13 protein-coding genes are annotated in these 17,379 nt (G+C 69.3%); 5 read left to right on the forward strand and 8 right to left on the reverse strand.

What is annotated here, in order from left to right:
• Positions 1 to 134 precede the first annotated feature (134 nt).
• Positions 135 to 1,532 carry a glycoside hydrolase family 30 beta sandwich domain-containing protein gene (locus tag ACFY1E_RS00665; protein WP_389069730.1) on the reverse strand — a complete coding sequence of 466 codons (1,398 nt, stop codon included), beginning with the start codon at positions 1,530 to 1,532 and terminating at the stop codon, positions 135 to 137.
• Between the two features lie 127 nt (positions 1,533 to 1,659).
• Positions 1,660 to 3,018: an alpha-amylase family protein gene (locus tag ACFY1E_RS00670; RefSeq protein WP_389071552.1), complete on the reverse strand. Its 1,359-nt coding sequence runs from the start codon at positions 3,016 to 3,018 to the stop codon at positions 1,660 to 1,662.
• 414 nt (positions 3,019 to 3,432) lie between these two features.
• Here ACFY1E_RS00670 and ACFY1E_RS00675 point away from each other — a divergent pair, with 414 nt between their 5' ends.
• Positions 3,433 to 4,209, forward strand: a complete 777-nt coding sequence (locus tag ACFY1E_RS00675) for an SDR family oxidoreductase (RefSeq protein WP_389069733.1) — start codon at positions 3,433 to 3,435, stop codon at positions 4,207 to 4,209.
• Positions 4,210 to 4,291: 82 nt separating this feature from the next.
• On the opposite strand, the gene ACFY1E_RS00680 is transcribed toward ACFY1E_RS00675, so the two are convergent.
• The 5 genes from ACFY1E_RS00680 to ACFY1E_RS00700 all read right to left on the reverse strand — a co-directional run bounded on the left by ACFY1E_RS00680 (position 4,292) and on the right by ACFY1E_RS00700 (position 10,592).
• Positions 4,292 to 5,188: a LysR family transcriptional regulator gene (locus ACFY1E_RS00680; RefSeq protein ID WP_389069735.1), complete on the reverse strand. Its 897-nt coding sequence runs from the start codon at positions 5,186 to 5,188 to the stop codon at positions 4,292 to 4,294.
• 211 nt (positions 5,189 to 5,399) lie between these two features.
• Positions 5,400 to 7,088 (reverse strand): glycoside hydrolase family 13 protein, encoded by a 1,689-nt coding sequence (locus ACFY1E_RS00685; RefSeq protein WP_389069737.1) that lies wholly within the window; start codon positions 7,086 to 7,088, stop codon positions 5,400 to 5,402.
• Between the two features lie 133 nt (positions 7,089 to 7,221).
• Complete coding sequence (locus tag ACFY1E_RS00690; RefSeq protein WP_389069740.1) at positions 7,222 to 8,130, reverse strand: sugar ABC transporter permease; 909 nt, start codon at positions 8,128 to 8,130, stop codon at positions 7,222 to 7,224.
• A gap of 13 nt (positions 8,131 to 8,143) precedes the next feature.
• Complete coding sequence (locus tag ACFY1E_RS00695) at positions 8,144 to 9,151, reverse strand: carbohydrate ABC transporter permease (RefSeq protein ID WP_389069742.1); 1,008 nt, start codon at positions 9,149 to 9,151, stop codon at positions 8,144 to 8,146.
• A gap of 169 nt (positions 9,152 to 9,320) precedes the next feature.
• Positions 9,321 to 10,592: an extracellular solute-binding protein gene (locus tag ACFY1E_RS00700; protein WP_389069745.1), complete on the reverse strand. Its 1,272-nt coding sequence runs from the start codon at positions 10,590 to 10,592 to the stop codon at positions 9,321 to 9,323.
• Between the two features lie 392 nt (positions 10,593 to 10,984).
• Here ACFY1E_RS00700 and ACFY1E_RS00705 point away from each other — a divergent pair, with 392 nt between their 5' ends.
• Together ACFY1E_RS00705 and ACFY1E_RS00710 are read left to right on the forward strand one after the other, a co-directional pair.
• Positions 10,985 to 12,019, forward strand: coding sequence for a LacI family DNA-binding transcriptional regulator (locus ACFY1E_RS00705; RefSeq protein WP_389069748.1), 1,035 nt, complete (start codon positions 10,985 to 10,987; stop codon positions 12,017 to 12,019).
• 131 nt (positions 12,020 to 12,150) lie between these two features.
• Positions 12,151 to 13,002, forward strand: a complete 852-nt coding sequence (locus tag ACFY1E_RS00710; RefSeq protein ID WP_389069751.1) for a phosphatase PAP2 family protein — start codon at positions 12,151 to 12,153, stop codon at positions 13,000 to 13,002.
• 151 nt (positions 13,003 to 13,153) lie between these two features.
• Here ACFY1E_RS00710 and ACFY1E_RS00715 read toward each other — a convergent pair whose 3' ends face one another.
• A complete protein-coding gene (locus ACFY1E_RS00715; RefSeq protein ID WP_389069753.1) occupies positions 13,154 to 16,150 on the reverse strand; it encodes a bifunctional [glutamine synthetase] adenylyltransferase/[glutamine synthetase]-adenylyl-L-tyrosine phosphorylase in 2,997 nt (998 codons plus the stop codon).
• A gap of 171 nt (positions 16,151 to 16,321) precedes the next feature.
• On the opposite strand from ACFY1E_RS00715, the gene ACFY1E_RS00720 reads away from it, so the two are divergent.
• Positions 16,322 to 16,834 carry a pyridoxamine 5'-phosphate oxidase family protein gene (locus ACFY1E_RS00720; protein ID WP_389069756.1) on the forward strand — a complete coding sequence of 171 codons (513 nt, stop codon included), beginning with the start codon at positions 16,322 to 16,324 and terminating at the stop codon, positions 16,832 to 16,834.
• 34 nt (positions 16,835 to 16,868) lie between these two features.
• Entirely contained in the window at positions 16,869 to 17,309 is a 441-nt protein-coding gene (locus tag ACFY1E_RS00725; protein ID WP_389069758.1) for a VOC family protein, read from the forward strand.
• Positions 17,310 to 17,379 lie beyond the last annotated feature (70 nt).

Consider the following 17,379-nt stretch of genomic DNA (forward strand, 5'->3'; position numbering starts at 1 on the left):
GGCGCGCCTTCCCGACACCCCAACTCTTCGGAGCCGCACATGACCGGACACCGGCCTCCCCGGACGAACCGCTCGTACACGACGGGCAGTTCGTCCGGATACATCACCCCCTGACACCTGGAAGTGAGCGGGCCCTATCGCCTGATGGTGTAGGTGACCAGAGACCGGGCCGGAACCGTGGTGGTCAGCGAACTCTTGCTGACAGCCACGGTCTGCTGCTGTGCCGTGCTGTGCGTGGCGTCGGTCAGGTACGGGGTCGCCGTGCCTTTCGCGATTTTCGTGTTCCTCAGGTCGAAGGTCACCGGAGTGGCGCTGGTGGAGGTGTTCAACGCGACGACGGTCACCGTCCCGTCGGTGTTGCGGAACGCCGACAGCTTGAGGTCGGTGTCGGAGGTCGTGGCGCCGATGCGGGTGGCTCCCGGGCGGATGAAGCGGCTGTAGTTGGCCATCGCCCACAGGCGCTTGGAGACGTGGTAGCTGTCGCCGTCCATCTGGATCAGGCCTCGGGTGGCGCCCAGCGAGGCGCCGTACCAGTACACATAGCCGCTGGTGTTGCCCTTGGTGAGGGCGTCGTGGATGGCGGAGGCGACGGTGAAGCCGTCGTAGCCGCTGCCGTCGTCCCAGTTCTCGTTCCAGGTGGTGCCGTCGGGGGACCACTCTGACATCCAGGTGCGCTTCTTCGTCGGAAGGGGGCCGTCGACCTTGCTGGCGTAGGTGTGGCCGGTGTGGGTGGTGACCAGGCCCCGCGCCTTCGCGTCCGCCTCGATCGCGCTGCTGTAGGCCTTCTCCTCGTCCCAGCCGAAGGAGTCGCAGCAGGCGACCTTGTACCCGGCGGCGCGCGCGATCGGCCCGAAGGTCCTGATGAACTCGACGGCCTGGGCGGGGGTCAACCTCATGGAGTCGTACGTCGCCGTCCAGTCGGGCTCGTTGGTGAACCCGAGGTCGGTGATGCGGATGCCCTCCTGGCGGTAGAACCTGGCGTACTGGACCAGGAAGTTCGCGTACGCCTTCTTCCAGTCGCCGCTCGGGCAGGTGGCACCGGAGAGGCCGCACAGGGTGCCGCCGTCGGCGTCCGTGCCGTTGGTCTTCATGTAGCCGGGGGCGGTCCAGGCGTCGGCGTAGAAGCGGTTCACGCCGTAGGCCTTGGCCTGCTTGGCCAGCCACACCTGGCCCTTGTCGATGCCGTCCCAGGTGTACTTGGGGGTCGCGTTCGGGCCGCCCGGGTCGGTGGGCTGGATGCCGGAGTCGATGCCCAGGCGCAGGATGCTCAACCCCGCCCCGGTGCTGCGGTCGAGCAGCAGGTCGAGGATCTCCTTCTGGTGCTGGGCGGATAAGCCCTGCGAGCCGTTCATGATGGCGGCCCGTCCGAAGTGCTCGGAGAATCCGAAGCCGTCGATGGGCTGGTACGTGGTCGAGCCGTTGATGGTCGCCGTGGTGGCGGCGTCCGGCTGCGGCAGGGCGGCCGCGGTGGTGGCGGCCGTCAGCAGGGCCGCCAAGGGCGTCAACGCCCACTTTCTGAGCCTGCGCTGCATGATGCTCCCTTCACGGGAACGCCGCCTGGGAGCGCTCCCACAGACATCAGGGAACGTAGGACGACACTCGATGAGCGTCAATCCCACGTTCCCCTTCGGTGACTGTGGATCCGCTGTTTTCCGTCCCTCAGCAGCTCGACTTGCCGGCGTAGATCGCCAGGGCGGTGTTGGACCCGAGGGTGGCCGTGAACTGCCCGCTCGAGTTCACCGTCACGAGCGTGTTGTTCTGCACGTTGCAGTACGTCCCGGAGGGCAACGACGTCTGGTACGTGCGAGTCAGGCTGCTCGACTCGTGGTTGATCGCGACGTAGCCCTTGCTGCCCCGGCCGAAGGCGATGGCGTTGTTGCCGTTGTCCCACCAGTTGGTCACCGACTGGCCGCGGGTGGCGTTGCGGAAGGCGACCATGCGGATGATCTCGGGCCAGGCGTGCTGGCACTTCCAGCCGTCCTGCCAGCAGGCGTTGACCTGGCCGTTGTTGGGCGGGCCTGCGTCCTTGTCCGACCATTCGTAGCCGGAGTTGATGTCCGGGGCGCCGTACGGGTAGGCGAGCATGAACACGTTGGCGAGGGTGTAGTTCGCCCCGTCCTTGTAGTTCAGGGTCGAGCCGTTGCGCTCGGTGTCGTGGTTGTCGACGAAGACACCGGCGACGCCACTGCTCATGTAACCCCAGCCCTCGCCGTAGTTGGTGAGGTAGGCCAGTTTCTCGTTGTTGAAGACCCGCTTGAGGTCGTAGGCGTAGCGGAACTCCTGGACGTCGCCGTTGCCCGTGTACTCGGTGGGCTGGACGGCCTCTCCGGCGCCGTAGATGACCTCCTGCTTCCAGTAGACCGACGGGTTGCTCAGCCGGGACTTGATGTTGGCGAGGTCGGCGGCCGGTATGTGCTTGGCCGCGTCGATGCGGAAGCCGTCGGCGCCGTAGCCGAGGAGGCTGTTCATATAGCCGGCGATGGTGGCGCGGACGTACTCCTCGCCGGTGTCCAGGTCGGCGAGGCCGACGAGTTCGCAGTTCTGGACGTTGGCGCGGTTGGTGTAGTCGCTGATGGTGGACGTGCAGTCGTCCATGTCGTACGAGGAGTACAGGCCCGGGTAGTTGTACTTCGTGTACGAAGAGCCGCCGGTGCCGGTGCCGCTGCCCGCGGTCATGTGGTTGATGACCGTGTCGACGACGACCTTCACACCTGCTGCATGACAGGTATCGATCATGTTCTTGAAGGCGGTCGCGTCTCCGAGCCGGCCCGCGATCTTGTAGCTCACCGGCTGGTACGAGGTCCACCACTGCGAGCCCTGTATGTGCTCGGCGGGCGGGCTGACCTGGACGTAGCCGTAGCCGGCGGGGCCGAGGGTGTTGGTGCACTCCTTGGCGACGGAGGCGAAGTTCCACTCGAAGAGGACGGCGGTTACGTCCTTGGTGCCGGCTGGGGAGGCGGATGCGATGCTGCCGGGGGCCCACAGGGCTGCGGCTGCTGCGGCGGAGAGCGTGGTCAGGGTGGCCGCGAGGGCGGTCCGGCGTCGCTTCCTGTGGCGCTTCGGGGGCGCCGAACTGGTCGATGTCACAGGCGAACTCCTTGCGAGAGCGGCTCAGTCGGGTCTCCCCGTGCGCCGCGGCGCGGCTCCGTTGCCGAGCGCCGGCGTGAACGTACCGCTAACGAAACGTTTACAGCAAGAGAGTTGAAAGCCGGAGCAAGAAGTTTCACATCGGCCCTGTCACGCCCTTCACAAGCACCCCCTTCTCGCGGCCGGTTGACGCCCCAGGAGGCCGACCGTCCGTGCCGACGGAGGGGCCCGGGATGCCATAGGAACTCCCTATACCGTGTGGTGACATTTCGTCTTTGCCTCTCGCTGTCTGCCGTACGTAGTTTCTGTCGAGCGGACAATTACGCAATCGAGAGGACCAGTGGAATGACCACGTTCGGGAACGGATCGGAAAAGCGGGAACTCGCGGGAAAGCGAGCCCTGGTCACGGGTGGCTCACGCGGAATCGGAGCGGCCGTCGTGCGCCAATTCCTGGAGGCGGGCGCCGAAGTGCTCACCACCGCCAGGTCGGCGTCGAGCACGGTGCCTGAGGGTGCGGCCTTCGTGGAGGCCGACGTGCGGACACGCACCGGCGCGAAGGCGCTCGCCGCGGCCGCGCAGGAGGTGCTCGGCGGGGTGGACATCCTGGTCCACAACGCGGGCGGGGCACAGCCGTACAAGGGGGCCTCGGCCATTCCCGACGAGGAGTGGCAGGACGCGCTGGACCTGAACTACCTGGCGTCGGTGCGGCTGGACTCGCTCCTGGTACCGGGGATGCAGGACCGGGGTTCGGGCGTGATCGTGCACGTCTCCTCGGCCGCGGTCCTCACTCCCGCAGGGCCGTTCCTGCACTACACGGCGGCGAAGGCGGCGCTGGAGAACTACAGCCGGGGGCTGTCCCTGGAGCTGGCACCGCACGGCATCCGGGTCAACACCGTGACTCCCGGCAGAACCGCCACCCCCGGCGGCGAGGCGACGCGTGAGCAGTGGGCGCGCCTGGAGCTGGCGCCCGGTCCGACCAACGCCGACGACACCACCCCGCTGGGCCGCGACGGTCAGCCCGACGACATCGCCCACGCGGTGCTGTTCCTCGTGTCCGACCGGGCGAGCTGGCTGACCGGGAGCAATCTCGTCGTGGACGGCGGCGAATTCCCCAGGGGTTGACGCCGAGGGCATCCCGGAACGCTGTTTCCGGCGGAAAGAATCCGCCTGAGGAATTCCACGGCGCTCGCTTACTTGCAGGCCGTCAGGAAACCGGCGACAAGGAAACGGAATCGGACCAGGTCTCCTGGCGCAGGAATTCGAGCAGGGCCGTCTCCGCCGGACCCGCGCCGGGCCGGAGCACGGCGATGACGGGCTGGGACACGACCGGGAACACCGGACGCACGAGGTGCTCGTCACCGTGGGGCACCGCGGAGGCCGGGACAAGGGTCACCCCCAGCCCGTGGGCGGCCCAGCGCACGGCCGTCGCCGTCTGGGACACACGGGCGGCCGTCATCGGGGTCAGCTCGTTCTCCCGCAGCACGTTCAGCAGCACGCCGTCGAGCGCGCTGTCGCGGTCGAACCTCACCCACGGCTCCCCCTCCAGTTCCCGCAGCTCGACCCGGTCCGCGGCGAGCTGCGGGTGCCCGGTGCCCAGCACCACGACGAACTCCTCGTCGCCGAGGTGGTGGGCGTCGGAGGGGCTGCGCTCGCACGCCGCCATCAGGGCGAGGTTCAGCACACCCCGGCGGCACAGCCGCTCCAGTTCGGCGGAGCTGGGCTCCTCGAAGACGGTGACCTCGAGGCGCGGGTAGCGCCGGCGCAGGGCGCTCAGTGCGCCCGGCAGCTGCCGCGTGCCGAAGCCCATCTGCACCGCGACCACCAGCTCGCCCACCAGATCGTCGGCGCCGGCCCGCGCCGTCGCCCTCGCCCGCCGTGCCGCGCTCACCGCGACCTCTGCCTCGCGCAGAAACGCTCGGCCGACGACGGTGGGCACCAGCCCGGCCAGCGTACGGGCGAACAGTTCCACGCCGAGCTCCCGCTCCAGGCCGCGGATCTGCTGGGACACCGAGGGTTGAGCGACGTGCAGCAGCTCCGCGGCCGCCGTCACCGAGCCCTCCTCGGCCACGGCCAACGCGTACTCGAACTGGCGAAGGCTCATCGGCTTCCGTCCCTTCCTGCGGTGGACCACGGCCCCGTCGTCATGGTTGTGATCGCAAGTAACCCGGTTCCGCCGACGGAGATTCCCGTGGTGATCGTGGGGTCAATCCGATGGGGCGTACAGGGAGGAGGAAGACCGGTCGCTCCCGTTCCCGGCCCGGCGGCCCTCCCCGTGGGAAAGGCAGCGGGCCGGGTGCGGTTGGCGGGATCGGTCAGCCGGTGGTGAACCACACCGTGGTGTCCGCCGGGACCTTCGTCTCGCCGTCCGCCTCGGTGACCTCGCCGCTGGTGAGCAGGACGCGGCCGTACGCCGGAGTCGTCACCGATTCACCGCTGGTGTTCGCGACGCACACGAACTCCCCGCGCCGGAAGGCGAGTACGCCCTCGGGGGCGCGCAGCCACTCCACCGTGTCGCCCGCGCCCAGGTCGGGCTGCTCGCGGCGGACGGCGAGGGCGGCGCGGTACAGCTCGAGGGTCGAGCCGGGGACGCCGGTCTGCGCCTCGACGCTCAGCTCGCCCCAGCCCTCGGGCTGCGGGAGCCAACTGCCACCGTCCCCGAAGCCGTACGAGGATCCGGTGCGCGTCCAGGGGATCGGCACCCGGCAGCCGTCACGGAAGCCGTCCTGGCCGGCGCCGCGGAAGTACGCCGGGTCCTGGCGCACCTCGTCCGGGAGGTCGACGACGTCCGGGAGGCCGAGTTCCTCGCCCTGGTAGACGTACGCCGATCCGGGCAGCGCCAGCATCAGCAGGGTGGCGGCCCTGGCGCGCCTGAGGCCCAGTGCGCGGTCACCGGCCAGGCGGATCTGGGTGCCGAGTCCGGGCGCGTTGGCGAAGCGGGTGGCGTGGCGGGTGACGTCGTGGTTGGAGAGGACCCAGGTGGCGGGGGCGCCCACCGGGCGCATCGCTTCCAGGGTGCGGTCGACGACCTTGCGGAGTTCGTCGGCGTTCCAATCGGTCGACAGGTACTGGAAGTTGAAGGCCTGGTGGAGTTCGTCGGGGCGGACGTAGTTCGCCGTGCGCTCGACGGTCGGCGTCCAGGCCTCCGCGACGAAGATGCGCTCGCCGGAGTACTCGTCGAGGATGGTGCGCCACTGGCGGTAGATCTCGTGCACGCCGTCCTGGTCGAAGAACGGCATGACATCGTTGCCCAGCAGCTTCAGCTGCTCGTGGGAGCCGAGGTCGGGCAGCCCCTCCGCCTTGACCAGGCCGTGGGCCACGTCGATACGGAAGCCGTCGACGCCCATGTCGAGCCAGAAGCGCAGGATCGAGCGGAACTCGTCGCCGACCGCCGGGTGCTCCCAGTTGAAGTCGGGCTGCTCGGGGGCGAACAGGTGCAGGTACCACTCCCCCGGCGTGCCGTCCGGCTCGGTGACGCGTGTCCACGCCGGGCCGCCGAAGATGGACTCCCAGTCGTTGGGCGGGAGTTCGCCGTTCTTCCCCTTGCCCGGGCGGAAGTGGTACCGCTCGCGGAGCGGGGATCCGGGGCCCTCCCGCAGTGCCCGCTTGAACCACTCGTGCTGGTCGGAGGAGTGGTTCGGGACGAGGTCGACGATGATCCTCATGCTCAGCTCGTGGGCGTCGCGGATCAGCGCGTCGGCGTCGAGCAGGTTGCCGAACATGGCGTCCACGGCCCGGTAGTCGGCGACGTCGTAGCCGGCGTCGGCCTGCGGCGAGGCGTAGAAGGGGCTGAGCCACACGGCGTCCACGCCGAGGTCGCGCAGATACGGGAGTCGGGAGCGTACGCCTTCCAGATCGCCCATGCCGTCACCGTTGCTGTCGGCGAAGCTGCGCGGATAGACCTGGTAGATCACCGCGTCGCGCCACCAGTCGCTGCGCTTGGCGACGGTGGCTACGGCGGAGGTCGGGGCCGGGGCCGGGTCGGTGGACTGCTGCTGGCTCATGGCGTCCTTGATACGTAACGGAGTCATTGGGTCAGGTGTGTGCGTACGGGCGACTGTGGTGACGAGGCGGCCGCGGTGTCAGCGGGGTCGGATGGACACCGCGGCCGCCTCGGGTCTGGGATCCCGTGGGCGGTCAGCCCTTCGTTCCGCCCGCGGTGAGCCCGGTCACCAGGTTCTTCTGCACCAGGTAGAAGAACGCGGAGACGGGTATCGCGATCAGCACCGCGGTGGCGGCCATCAGGTTGCGTTGGGCGTCGTGTTGGCTGACGAAGGTCTGCAGACCGACGGCGAGCGTGTACTTCTGGTCGTCCAGCATGAACGTGGTGGCGAAGGCGACCTCGCCGAAGGCCGTGATGAAGCTGTAGAAGGCGGCGACCGCGAGGCCCGGCTTGGCGAGCGGCAGGATCAGCCGTGCGAACGTGCCGAAGGGGGTCAGCCCGTCGACGCGTCCCGCCTCGTCGATCTCGAACGGGATGGTGTCGAAGTAGCCCTTGAGCAGCCAGGCGCAGTATGGCACCGCGGTCGAGCAGTAGACGAGGATCAGCCCGAGGTAGCTGTCGATGAGCCCCAGGTCCGACAGGATCTGGTACATCGGCACCATGAGTACGGCCACCGGGAACATCTGCGTGACCAGAAGCACCCACATGAACTTCCGGTAGCCCGGGAAGCGCATCCGCGAGACGGCGTAGCCGGTGGTCGCGGCGACGAGGACGCCGAGCACGGTGGTGCCGAGGGAGACGATCAGCGAGCTCTTCAGCCAGTCGAAGAAGCTCGTGTGCTGCAGGACGAACGAGTAGTTGTCGAACGTCATCTTCTTCCAGATGCCGCCCGGGTGGAGGTAGTCGTCCTTGTCCGGGCCGAGGGAGAGGAAGACGAGCCAGGCGATCGGGAAGAGCGCGATGACGCTCCCGGCGATCAGGATGCCGTGGGAGGCGAGGGACGCCGCGAGGCTGCGCTCGCCGCGGTTCCGGACCTTGCGAGGGCCCTGCGCCGAGCCGTCCTCGGTCACCGCGGCGGAGGTTTCGACAGTGGTCGTACTCATGGGAACTCCTGCCTCAGACCGCGAGCTGCTGCTCATTGCGGTTCAGCCAGCGGCGGTAGAACGAGGTGAAGACGATCAGGATGGCCAACAGCAGGATGCCGTAGGCGGCTGACTGCGCGAAGTCACGCGGCTGCTGTCCGAAGCCGAGGAAGTAGGCCCAGGTGACGAGGATCTGGGCGTCCGGGGCGCCGGTCGGGCCGAACAGCAGGAAGATCACGGCGAACTGGTTGAAGGTCCAGATGATGCCGAGGAGTACGACGGTGGAGCTGACGGACCTCAGGCCCGGCAGGGTGACGTACCGGAATCGCTGCCAGGCGCTCGCGCCGTCCATCTCGGCGGCCTCGTAGAGGGAGGCGTCGATGGACTGCAGTCCGCCGAGCAGCGAGATCATCATGAACGGCACACCGCACCAGATGTTGACCATGATCGCCGCGAACCGCTGCCAGAAGGTGTCCTCCAGCCAGTCGGGCGTCGGCAGGTGCAGTGTGTGGAGGAAGCTGTTGAGGACGCCGCCGTCGGAGAGCATGATGCGCCAGCCGAAGACGGTGACGAAGGTGGGCACGGCCCAGGGCACGATGAGCAGCAGCCGGTAGAGCGTGCGTCCGCGCATCTTCTGGTTGAGCAGCAGCGCGAGGCCGAGCCCGATCGTGTAGTGCAGGGCGACGCACAGGGCCGTCCAGACGACCGTCCAGATGAAGTGCGACCAGAAGCGGTCGTACGACAGCGGGCCGAACAGGATGTCCTTGTAGTTGTCCAGGCCGATGAACTTGTAGGTGGCGTCGATGTGGTTGACGCCGATCGTGCGCGCGGTGTTCAGGCTGTTGGCGTCGGTGAGGGTGAGGTAGAGGCCGTACACCAGGGGGTACAGCACGAGGACCCCGAGCACGACGACCACCGGGGCGATCATCGCGTACGCGTACCAGTACTTCTGGTAGCTGCGCTTGAGGCGCCCGCCCAACCCGGGCCGTGGCGCGCGGTCACCGTGGCGTTTGCCGGTGGCGCGGTCGATGGCGACTGTCATGTTCGACACCTTCTGGGGAGTTCTACAGCCTGGGAAGTTCTACGGCGGTCAAAGTGGCGGGCGGCTCGGCACAGGCCGGTGACCGCCGGGTCCGTCCCCCCATGGAAGTGGGGGTCCCCCCGCTCGAGCGAATTCGAGAGTGGGGGAGGACCCGACGGTCACTCGGGGCTCACTTGCTGAAGTCCGGCACCAGCTTGGCGATGGCCAGTTCGGCGTTGCTCAGGCCCTTGTCCAGGGACTCCTTGCCGTCGGCGATCTTCGGCAGCTCGGTGTCCAGCGGGCCCCACAGGGAGCTGTACTCGGGCAGCGCGGGGCGCGGCTGGGCGGCGGGCAGGACCGTCTGGTAGCCGGCGATGCCCGGGTCGGCCTTGACCTCGGCGGTGTAGGCGTCGTCGCGGGTCGGCAGGGTGGAGTTCTTCAGGGCGATCTCCGTCTGGGACTTCGCGGAGGTCATGAAGTTGACGAACTTGAGGGCCGCCTTCTGGTGGGCGGAGTCCGAGCCGGCGTAGACGGACAGGTTGTGGCCGCCGGTCGGGGCGCCCGCCTTGCCGGTGGAGCCGGCCGGGACGGTGGCGATGCCGAGGTTGGACTTGTCCTTGAAGGCCGAGCCCTTGTAGAAGTTCGTGATCTCCCAGGGGCCCTGGATGATCGAGGCGACCTTGCCGTTGACGAACGCGTCCTGGATGTGGGCGTAGGCGTCGGCGGTGGTGTCGGCCTTGTGCAGGCCCTGTCCCTTGAAGAGGCTCAGCCAGGTGCCGTAGGCCTTCTTCGCGGGGGCCGAGTTCACGGTGATCTTCTTGGCGCCGGCGTCGACGGTGTCGGTGCCCTCGCCGTAGAGGAAGGTCTGCGCGTAGTAGGACTGGGTGGAGCCCCAGTAGCCGTAGACCTTGGCCTTGGAGTCGATCTTGGCGGCGTCGGCCTTCAGCTCGTCCCAGGTCTTGGGGGCCTCGGTGATGCCGGCCTTCTTGAAGAGGGCCTTGTTGTAGACGAGGGCGAGGGTGTCGGTGACGAACGGCACGCCGTAGGTCTTGCCCTCGTACTGGGCCTGCTTGATCAGGCTGGGCTGGAACTTGCTCTGGTCCTTGAGGGCCTCGGTGCCGTCCAGCGGCAGCAAGTAGCTCTTCTTGGCGAAGGCGGGGGTCCAGCCGACCTCGGAGCGCAGCACGTCCGGGGCGCCCTTGGAGCCGGCTGCGGTGTCGAACTTGTTCTGCGCCTGGTCGAAGGGGACGTTGACGTACTTGACCTTGATGTCCTTGTTGGCGGCCTCGAACTGCTTGATCAGGGCCTTGTACGTCGGCGCCTCATTCGTGGCGTTGGAGGTGTCCCACCAGGTGATGGTGACCGGACCGCTGGCCTTGTCGCCGCTGTCACTTCCGCCGCACGCCGTCGCCGCCAGGGCGAGGGACGCCACCAGCGCGGTGGCCGCTATGCCACGCCGCATGAGTTCTCCTTGAGGGTGAAAGCCCGTGTGGTGCAGGTGCGGCCCCGTCTGCCGTTCCTGCCGTCTTGCCGACTGCGCCGTTGCCGCCGCCGGGCGACGTGAACGTAACAGCGTTGAAAGCTGCGCGAAAGGTCTTGCAGCAAAAAATTGCAAGACGGCGCGAGAGTTACCCGCCCGTGACCTCTCCTCGACCCCCGCGCAACCGAGTATTGAAGCCGCTGAGCGGGCCATGGGAGTCTTGTGCAAGACTCTGCAAGCTCTTGCCGAACCAGGCGCCCACCAGAACACGAGGGACCGCGATGACGCAGCAACCCGCTCGGGGCCGTGCAACAGCGCGCGCCCGGCGCCCGATTGGTGTGCAAAGTGACGGTCGGCCGGTACAGTCCACCCCTGTGACCACACGGCTTGCCGACATCGCTGCTCAGGCGGGGGTGAGCGAAGCGACCGTCAGCCGCGTCCTCAACGGCAAGCCTGGCGTCGCCGCCACCACCCGCCAGTCCGTGCTCGCCGCACTCGACGTGCTGGGCTACGAGCGCCCGGTGCGGCTGCGGCAGCGCAGCGAGGGCCTGGTGGGCCTGATAACCCCGGAGCTGGAGAACCCGATCTTCCCGGCGCTGGCCCAGGTGATCGGCCAGGCCCTGACCCGGCAGGGCTACACCCCGGTGCTCGCCACCCAGACCCCCGGCGGATCCACCGAGGACGAGCTGACGGAGATGCTGGTCGACCGCGGGGTCGCCGGCATCATCTACGTCTCCGGACTGCACGCCGACACCACCGCCGACATGGAGCGCTACGAGCGCCTGCGCGCGCAGGGCGTGCCGTATGTGCTGGTGGACGGCTTCTCGCCGAAGGTGCAGGCGCCGTTCATCTCCCCCGACGACCGCGCGGCGATGACGCTGGCGGTCACCCACCTGGTGTCGCTGGGGCATGTGCGGATCGGTCTCGCACTCGGCCCCAAGCGCTTCGTACCGGTGCAGCGCAAGATCGAGGGCTTTGTGCGCACGATGCAGGACCAGCTGGGACTGGCCACGGAGACGATCGAGTCGGAGTTCGTCCAGCACTCGCTGTACACCCTGGAGGGCGGCCAGGCCGCCGCCACCGCGCTGATCGGCCGTGACTGCACGGCGGTGGTGTGCGCGAGCGACATGATGGCGCTCGGCGCGATACGGGCGGCGCGGCAGCTCGGTCTCGAAGTCCCGCGGGACGTCTCGGTGGTGGGCTTCGACGACTCCCCGTTGATCGCCTTCACGGACCCGCCGCTGACCACGATCCGCAAGCCGGTCCCGGCGATGGGCCAGGCGGCGGTGCGTACGTTGCTGGAGGAGATCGGCGGGACGCCTGCGCCCCACAGTGAGTTCGTGTTCATGCCGGAACTGGTGGTGCGTGGTTCGACTGCTTCGGCGCCCGGGGACCGGAATCGTCCCTAGGGCGGAGAATCTTCGAGTTCCTGCCGTGCGTCGGGAGTAGGCGCACACATCCGTCTGTTGTAGAACATGCGGCCCGAACCCGACCGCGGGATGATCGGTCGCAGAAGGCGTTTCTGGCAGACTTTGTGCCCATGGGTGACTCGACCGTGACCAGTCTGGACGACCGCGAACAGACGGCCGCTCCCGACTCCCCCACGGCCGCGAACGGCCCGGGATTCCTGCGCCGACTGCGCACTCCGCGCCGCCCCCGCCTCTGGTTCGAGATCGTTCTGATCGCGGTGAGTTACTGGACGTACTCACTGATCCGCAACGCGGTTCCGGAACAGCGCGACCAGGCGCTGAGCAATGCGGACTGGCTGTGGCGGATGGAGCACCATCTCGGCATCGCCGTCGAGGAGTCGGTCAACCACGCGGTGAACTCGGTGAATTGGCTGATCATCGGCATGAACTACTACTACGCGACGCTGCACTTCGTGGTGACGCTGGGTGTGCTGGTGTGGCTCTACCGTAGTCATCCGGGCCGGTATGCGGCGACGCGTCTGGTGCTGTTCGCGACGACGGGTGTGGCGCTGGTCGGTTACTACCTGTATCCGCTGGCGCCGCCGCGGCTCATGAACGGCAGCACCTTCATCGACACGGTGATGATCCATCAGACCTGGGGGTCGATGGCATCCGGGGACCTGAAGCACATGTCGAACCAGTACGCCGCGATGCCGTCCATGCACATCGGGTGGTCGGTGTGGTGCGGGCTGACGATCTTTGCGCTGGCCCGGGTGCCGTGGGTGCGGGTTCTCGGCCTTCTGTACCCGGCGGTGACGCTGACGGTGATTGTGGCTACCGCCAATCACTTCTGGCTGGATGCGGTGGGTGGTCTGCTGTGCCTGGCCTTCGGGTTCGCGGTGTCCAGGGTCTGGTACGGAGCGTTGCCGTATGCGCTACCGCGCGCTGCGTTGGCTGCGCCGCGGTTGGAAGTGCCGCGATAGGCCGTCATGCGGCTGCTGCGCCGTCGTGGCTGGTCGCGCAGTTCCTCGCGCCCCTGACGGGGCGCATCCCCGCCGGTTGACGAGAGCGCCCTGAAGGGGCGCGGGGAACTGCGCGAGCAACCACAACGCACCCGCAGCCGAAAACCCGTCCTCACGCCCCGTAGAACAGCGCCTCCACCACGGCCCGAGCCCGCCGCGCCGTACGGCGATACGCGTCCAGCATGTCCCCCACGTGCCCGTCCCCGTACCCCAAGTACCGGCCCACGGCGGCCAGTTCACGCCCTCCCGAGGGGAAGGTGTCCCCCGCACGGCCGCGTACCAGCATCACGGCGTTGCGGACGCGGGTGGCCAGGACCCACGCCTCGTCCAGTATCGACGCGTCCTCCGCCGAGATCAGCTCGGCCGCGGCCGCCGCCGCCAGCGCCTGACGGGTGCGGGTCGTGCGCAGGCCCGGCTCGGACCAGCCGTGCTGCAGCTGCAGCAGCTGTACGGTCCATTCGACGTCGGACAGGCCGCCGGGCCCCAGCTTGGTGTGCAGCTTGGGGTCGGCGCCGCGCGGCAGCCGCTCGGACTCCATGCGGGCCTTCAGGCGCCGGATCTCCCGTATGGCGTCGTCCCCGAGCCCCTCCGCCGGATACCGCAGCGGATCGATCAGCTCGATGAAGGACCGCCCCAGCTCCTCGTCCCCGGCGACCGGCTCGGCCCGCAGCAGCGCCTGGGACTCCCAGACCAGGGACCAGCGGCGGTAGTAGGCCTCGTACGACTTCAGGGTCCGTACCAGCGGGCCGGACTTGCCCTCGGGCCGCAGGTCCGCGTCGATCAGCAGCGGCGGGTCCGCGCTCGGGATCTGCAGCAGCCGCCGCATCTCGGAGACGACCCGGTTCGCGGCCTCCGAAGCCTCCTGCTCGGGCACGCCCTCCCGCGGCTCGTGCACGAAGATCACGTCCGCGTCGGAGCCGTAGCCCAGCTCGTGGCCCCCGAAGCGGCCCATGCCGATCACGGCGAACCGGGTCGGCAGCGTGTCGCCCCAGCCGTCGCGCACCACCGCGCGCAGGGTCCCGGCGAGCGCCGCCGCCGTCAGGTCGGACACCGCGCCGCCGACCAGGTCCACCAGCGCGCCCTGGTCGGCCTCGGCCGGCTGGGTCTCGGTGCCGTAGGAGCCGACGATGTCGGCGGCGGCCGTACGGAACAGCTCGCGACGGCGGACGCCACGGGCCGCGGTGACCGCCTGCTGCGCGTTCTCCGCGCGGCCGACGGCGGCGAGGATCTCCTGCTCCAGGTGGGCCCGCTCGCGCGGCTCCAGCCCCCCGCCGTCGCCGTCGCCGAGCAGGGCCACCGCCTCCGGGGCGCGCATCAGCAGGTCGGGAGCGAGGCGGCCGGCGGACAGCACACGGGCGAGGTTCTCGGCGGCCGCGCCCTCGTCCCGCAGCAGCCGCAGGTACCAGGGGGTCTTGCCGAGCGCGTCGGAGACCTTGCGGAAGTTGAGCAGGCCCGCGTCCGGGTCGGCGGAGTCCGCGAACCAGCCGAGCAGCACGGGCAGCAGGGTCCGCTGGATGGCAGCCTTTCTGGTCACCCCGGAGGCCAGCGCCTCCAGGTGACGCAGGGCGGCGGCCGGGTCGCCGTATCCGAGCGCGACCAGCCGCTCCCGGGCCGCCTCCGGGCTCAACCGGGCCTCACCGGGGGCCAGTTGGGCGACCGCGTCGAGCAGCGGGCGGTAGAAGAGCTTCTCGTGCAGCCGGCGTACGACGGCCGCGTGCCGCCGCCATTCGCGGTTCAGCTCGGCGACCGGGTCGACGCGCAGGCCGAGCGAGCGCCCGATGCGCCGCTGGTCCGCCTCGTCCTCGGGGACGAGGTGGGTGCGCCGCAGCCGGTACAGCTGGATGCGGTGCTCCATGGACCGCAGGAAGCGGTACGCCTCGTCGAGCTGCACGGCATCGGCCCGCCCCACGTAACCGCCCGCCGCCAGCGCCTGCAGCGCGTCCAGGGTGGTGCCGCTGCGCAGCGCCGCGTCCGCCCGCCCGTGCACCAGCTGCAGCAGCTGTACGGCGAACTCGACGTCCCGCAGGCCTCCGGGGCCGAGCTTCAGCTCGCGGTCGATCTCGGCGGCGGGGATGTTCTCGACGACCCGGCGGCGCATCTTCTGGACGTCGGCGACGAAGTTCTCCCGCTCGGCGGCCTTCCAGACGAGGGGTTCGAGCGCGGTGACGTACTCCTCGCCGAGCTCGATGTCGCCGGCCACCGGGCGGGCCTTGAGCAGGGCCTGGAACTCCCAGGTCTTGGCCCAGCGCTGGTAGTAGGCGAGGTGGCTGGAGAGGGTGCGCACCAGCGGGCCGTTACGCCCCTCGGGGCGCAGATTGGCGTCGACGGGCCAGATCGACCCTTCCACGGTCGTCTCCGAGCAGATCCGCATCATGTGGGAGGCGAGCTTGGTGGCAGAGCGCAGGGCCTTGCCCTCGTCGGCCCCGTCGACGGCCTCGCCCACGAAGATCACGTCGACGTCGGAGACATAGTTGAGCTCGTGGCCGCCGCACTTGCCCATCGCGATGACCGCGAGCCGGCACAGCGCGGCGTCCTCGGGGGCCGCGGCGCGGGCGATGGCGAGGGCGGCGCGCAGCGTGGCGGTGGCGAGGTCGGCGAGTTCGGCGGCGGTCTCGGCGAGGTCGGTGGTGCCGCACACGTCACGGGCGGCGATGGACAGCAGGCAGCGGCGGTAGGCGACGCGCAGGGAGACGGGGTCGGTGGCCTCCGCCAGGCCCCGCTCGAACTCCTCCACCCCCGGGTGCAGGTCCCGCGGCTCGTAGGTGACCAGCGCCTCCCAGTCGCGCGGGTGCCGGGCCAGATGGTCGGCGAGCGCGGCGGAGGCGCCGAGCACGCCGAGCAACCGGTCGCGCAGCGGCTTGGCCGCTATCAGCGTGTCGAGCAGCTCGCGGCGCGCGGTTGGGCCCGGCTGGGCCTCCAGGAGCCGTACCAGACCGAGCAGCGCCAGGTCCGGGTCGGCGGTCGCACCCAGCGCGTCGAGCAGCACCGGGTCGTCCCGCACGTGCATGAGCTCCACGCTGTCCAGCAGCCGCTCCGCGGCGGAGGGATCGGTGAAACCGTGCCGCAGCAGCCGCGTGAAGGTACTGCTCCTGCGCCCGGGCACGGTCATCCCCGTCCTCCTGTCGGATCAAGGTCGTACTGGCCCGAGCCTAACCGGAGACTCTGACACAGGCGCCGGGGCGGACGGCCGATGAGTTCGCCCGGCGGACGCGGTCCCTGCTCCGTAGAGGTTGCGGCAGAGACTTCCGCACGGATTCTCCGGTACGAGGAGTGACAGCCCATGGCGACAGACGAACCGCAGACCCGTCTCGACCCCCGCTACAGCGACCCGCAGGCCACCGCGACCCCCTGGTCCGAGGCCGAGGCGCAGCTCAGGGAGGCCGAGCTGTTCTGGATCTCGACCGTGCGGCCGGACGGACGACCGCATGTGACACCGCTGCCCGCCGTGTGGGCGGACGGCGCACTGCACTTCTGCACGGGTCCCGAGGAACGCAAGGCGAAGAACCTCGCGGCCAGTCCGCACGTCGTGCTGACGACCGGCAGCAACAGCTGGAACAAGGGCTGCGACCTGGTGGTGGAGGGCGAGGCGGTGCGGGTGTCCGAGGACGGCCGGCTGCGTGAGCCGGCCGCCGCGTGGGAGGCCAAGTACGGCAGCTTCTGGCACTTCGAGGTGCGGGACGGGGCGTTCCACCACGGTGGCGGGCCCGCGTTCGTATTCTCTGTGGCGCCCCGCACCGTTTTCGGCTTCGGTAAGGGGGAGCCGTTCAGCCAGACGCGGTGGCGATTCGAGTGACGTACGACCGACGCAACGACAAGGGAGTCGCTCCATGGAGATGAGCCTCGAAGTGATCCTGCTGCCGGTCTCGGACGTGGACCGGGCGAAGGAGTTCTACCGGGACAAGGTCGGCTTCCATGTGGACCTCGACGGCGAAGTGATGGAGGGGGTGCGGATCGTGCAGCTCACCCCGCCCGGCTCGGGGTGTTCGATCGCGCTGGTCGACGGGCTGCAGGTGCCGACCGGGACGCCGCAGCCGGGCACGTACCACGGCATGCAGCTGTGCGTCACGGACGCGAAGGCGGCCTACGAGGAGCTCACCGCCCGAGGCCTGGACATCAGCGAACCGGTCCAGTTCGCCCCGCAGGACGGTGCCACCTTCATGTACTTCAAGGACCCGGACGGCAACGGCTGGGCGATCCAGGAGTACAAGCGCCGGGAGACGGAACCCCTGCACAAGGTCCTGGCCGACCTGGCCGCCCAGCGGCAGTAGCCGACGAAGGCCGCGGCGCATCGGCGCCGCGGCCTTCCCGTGCGTTCCGTGAGCGGAGAGCCGGAGGTCC

This window comes from Streptomyces sp. NPDC001604 (assembly GCF_042893475.1).
Lineage (GTDB): Bacteria > Actinomycetota > Actinomycetes > Streptomycetales > Streptomycetaceae > Streptomyces.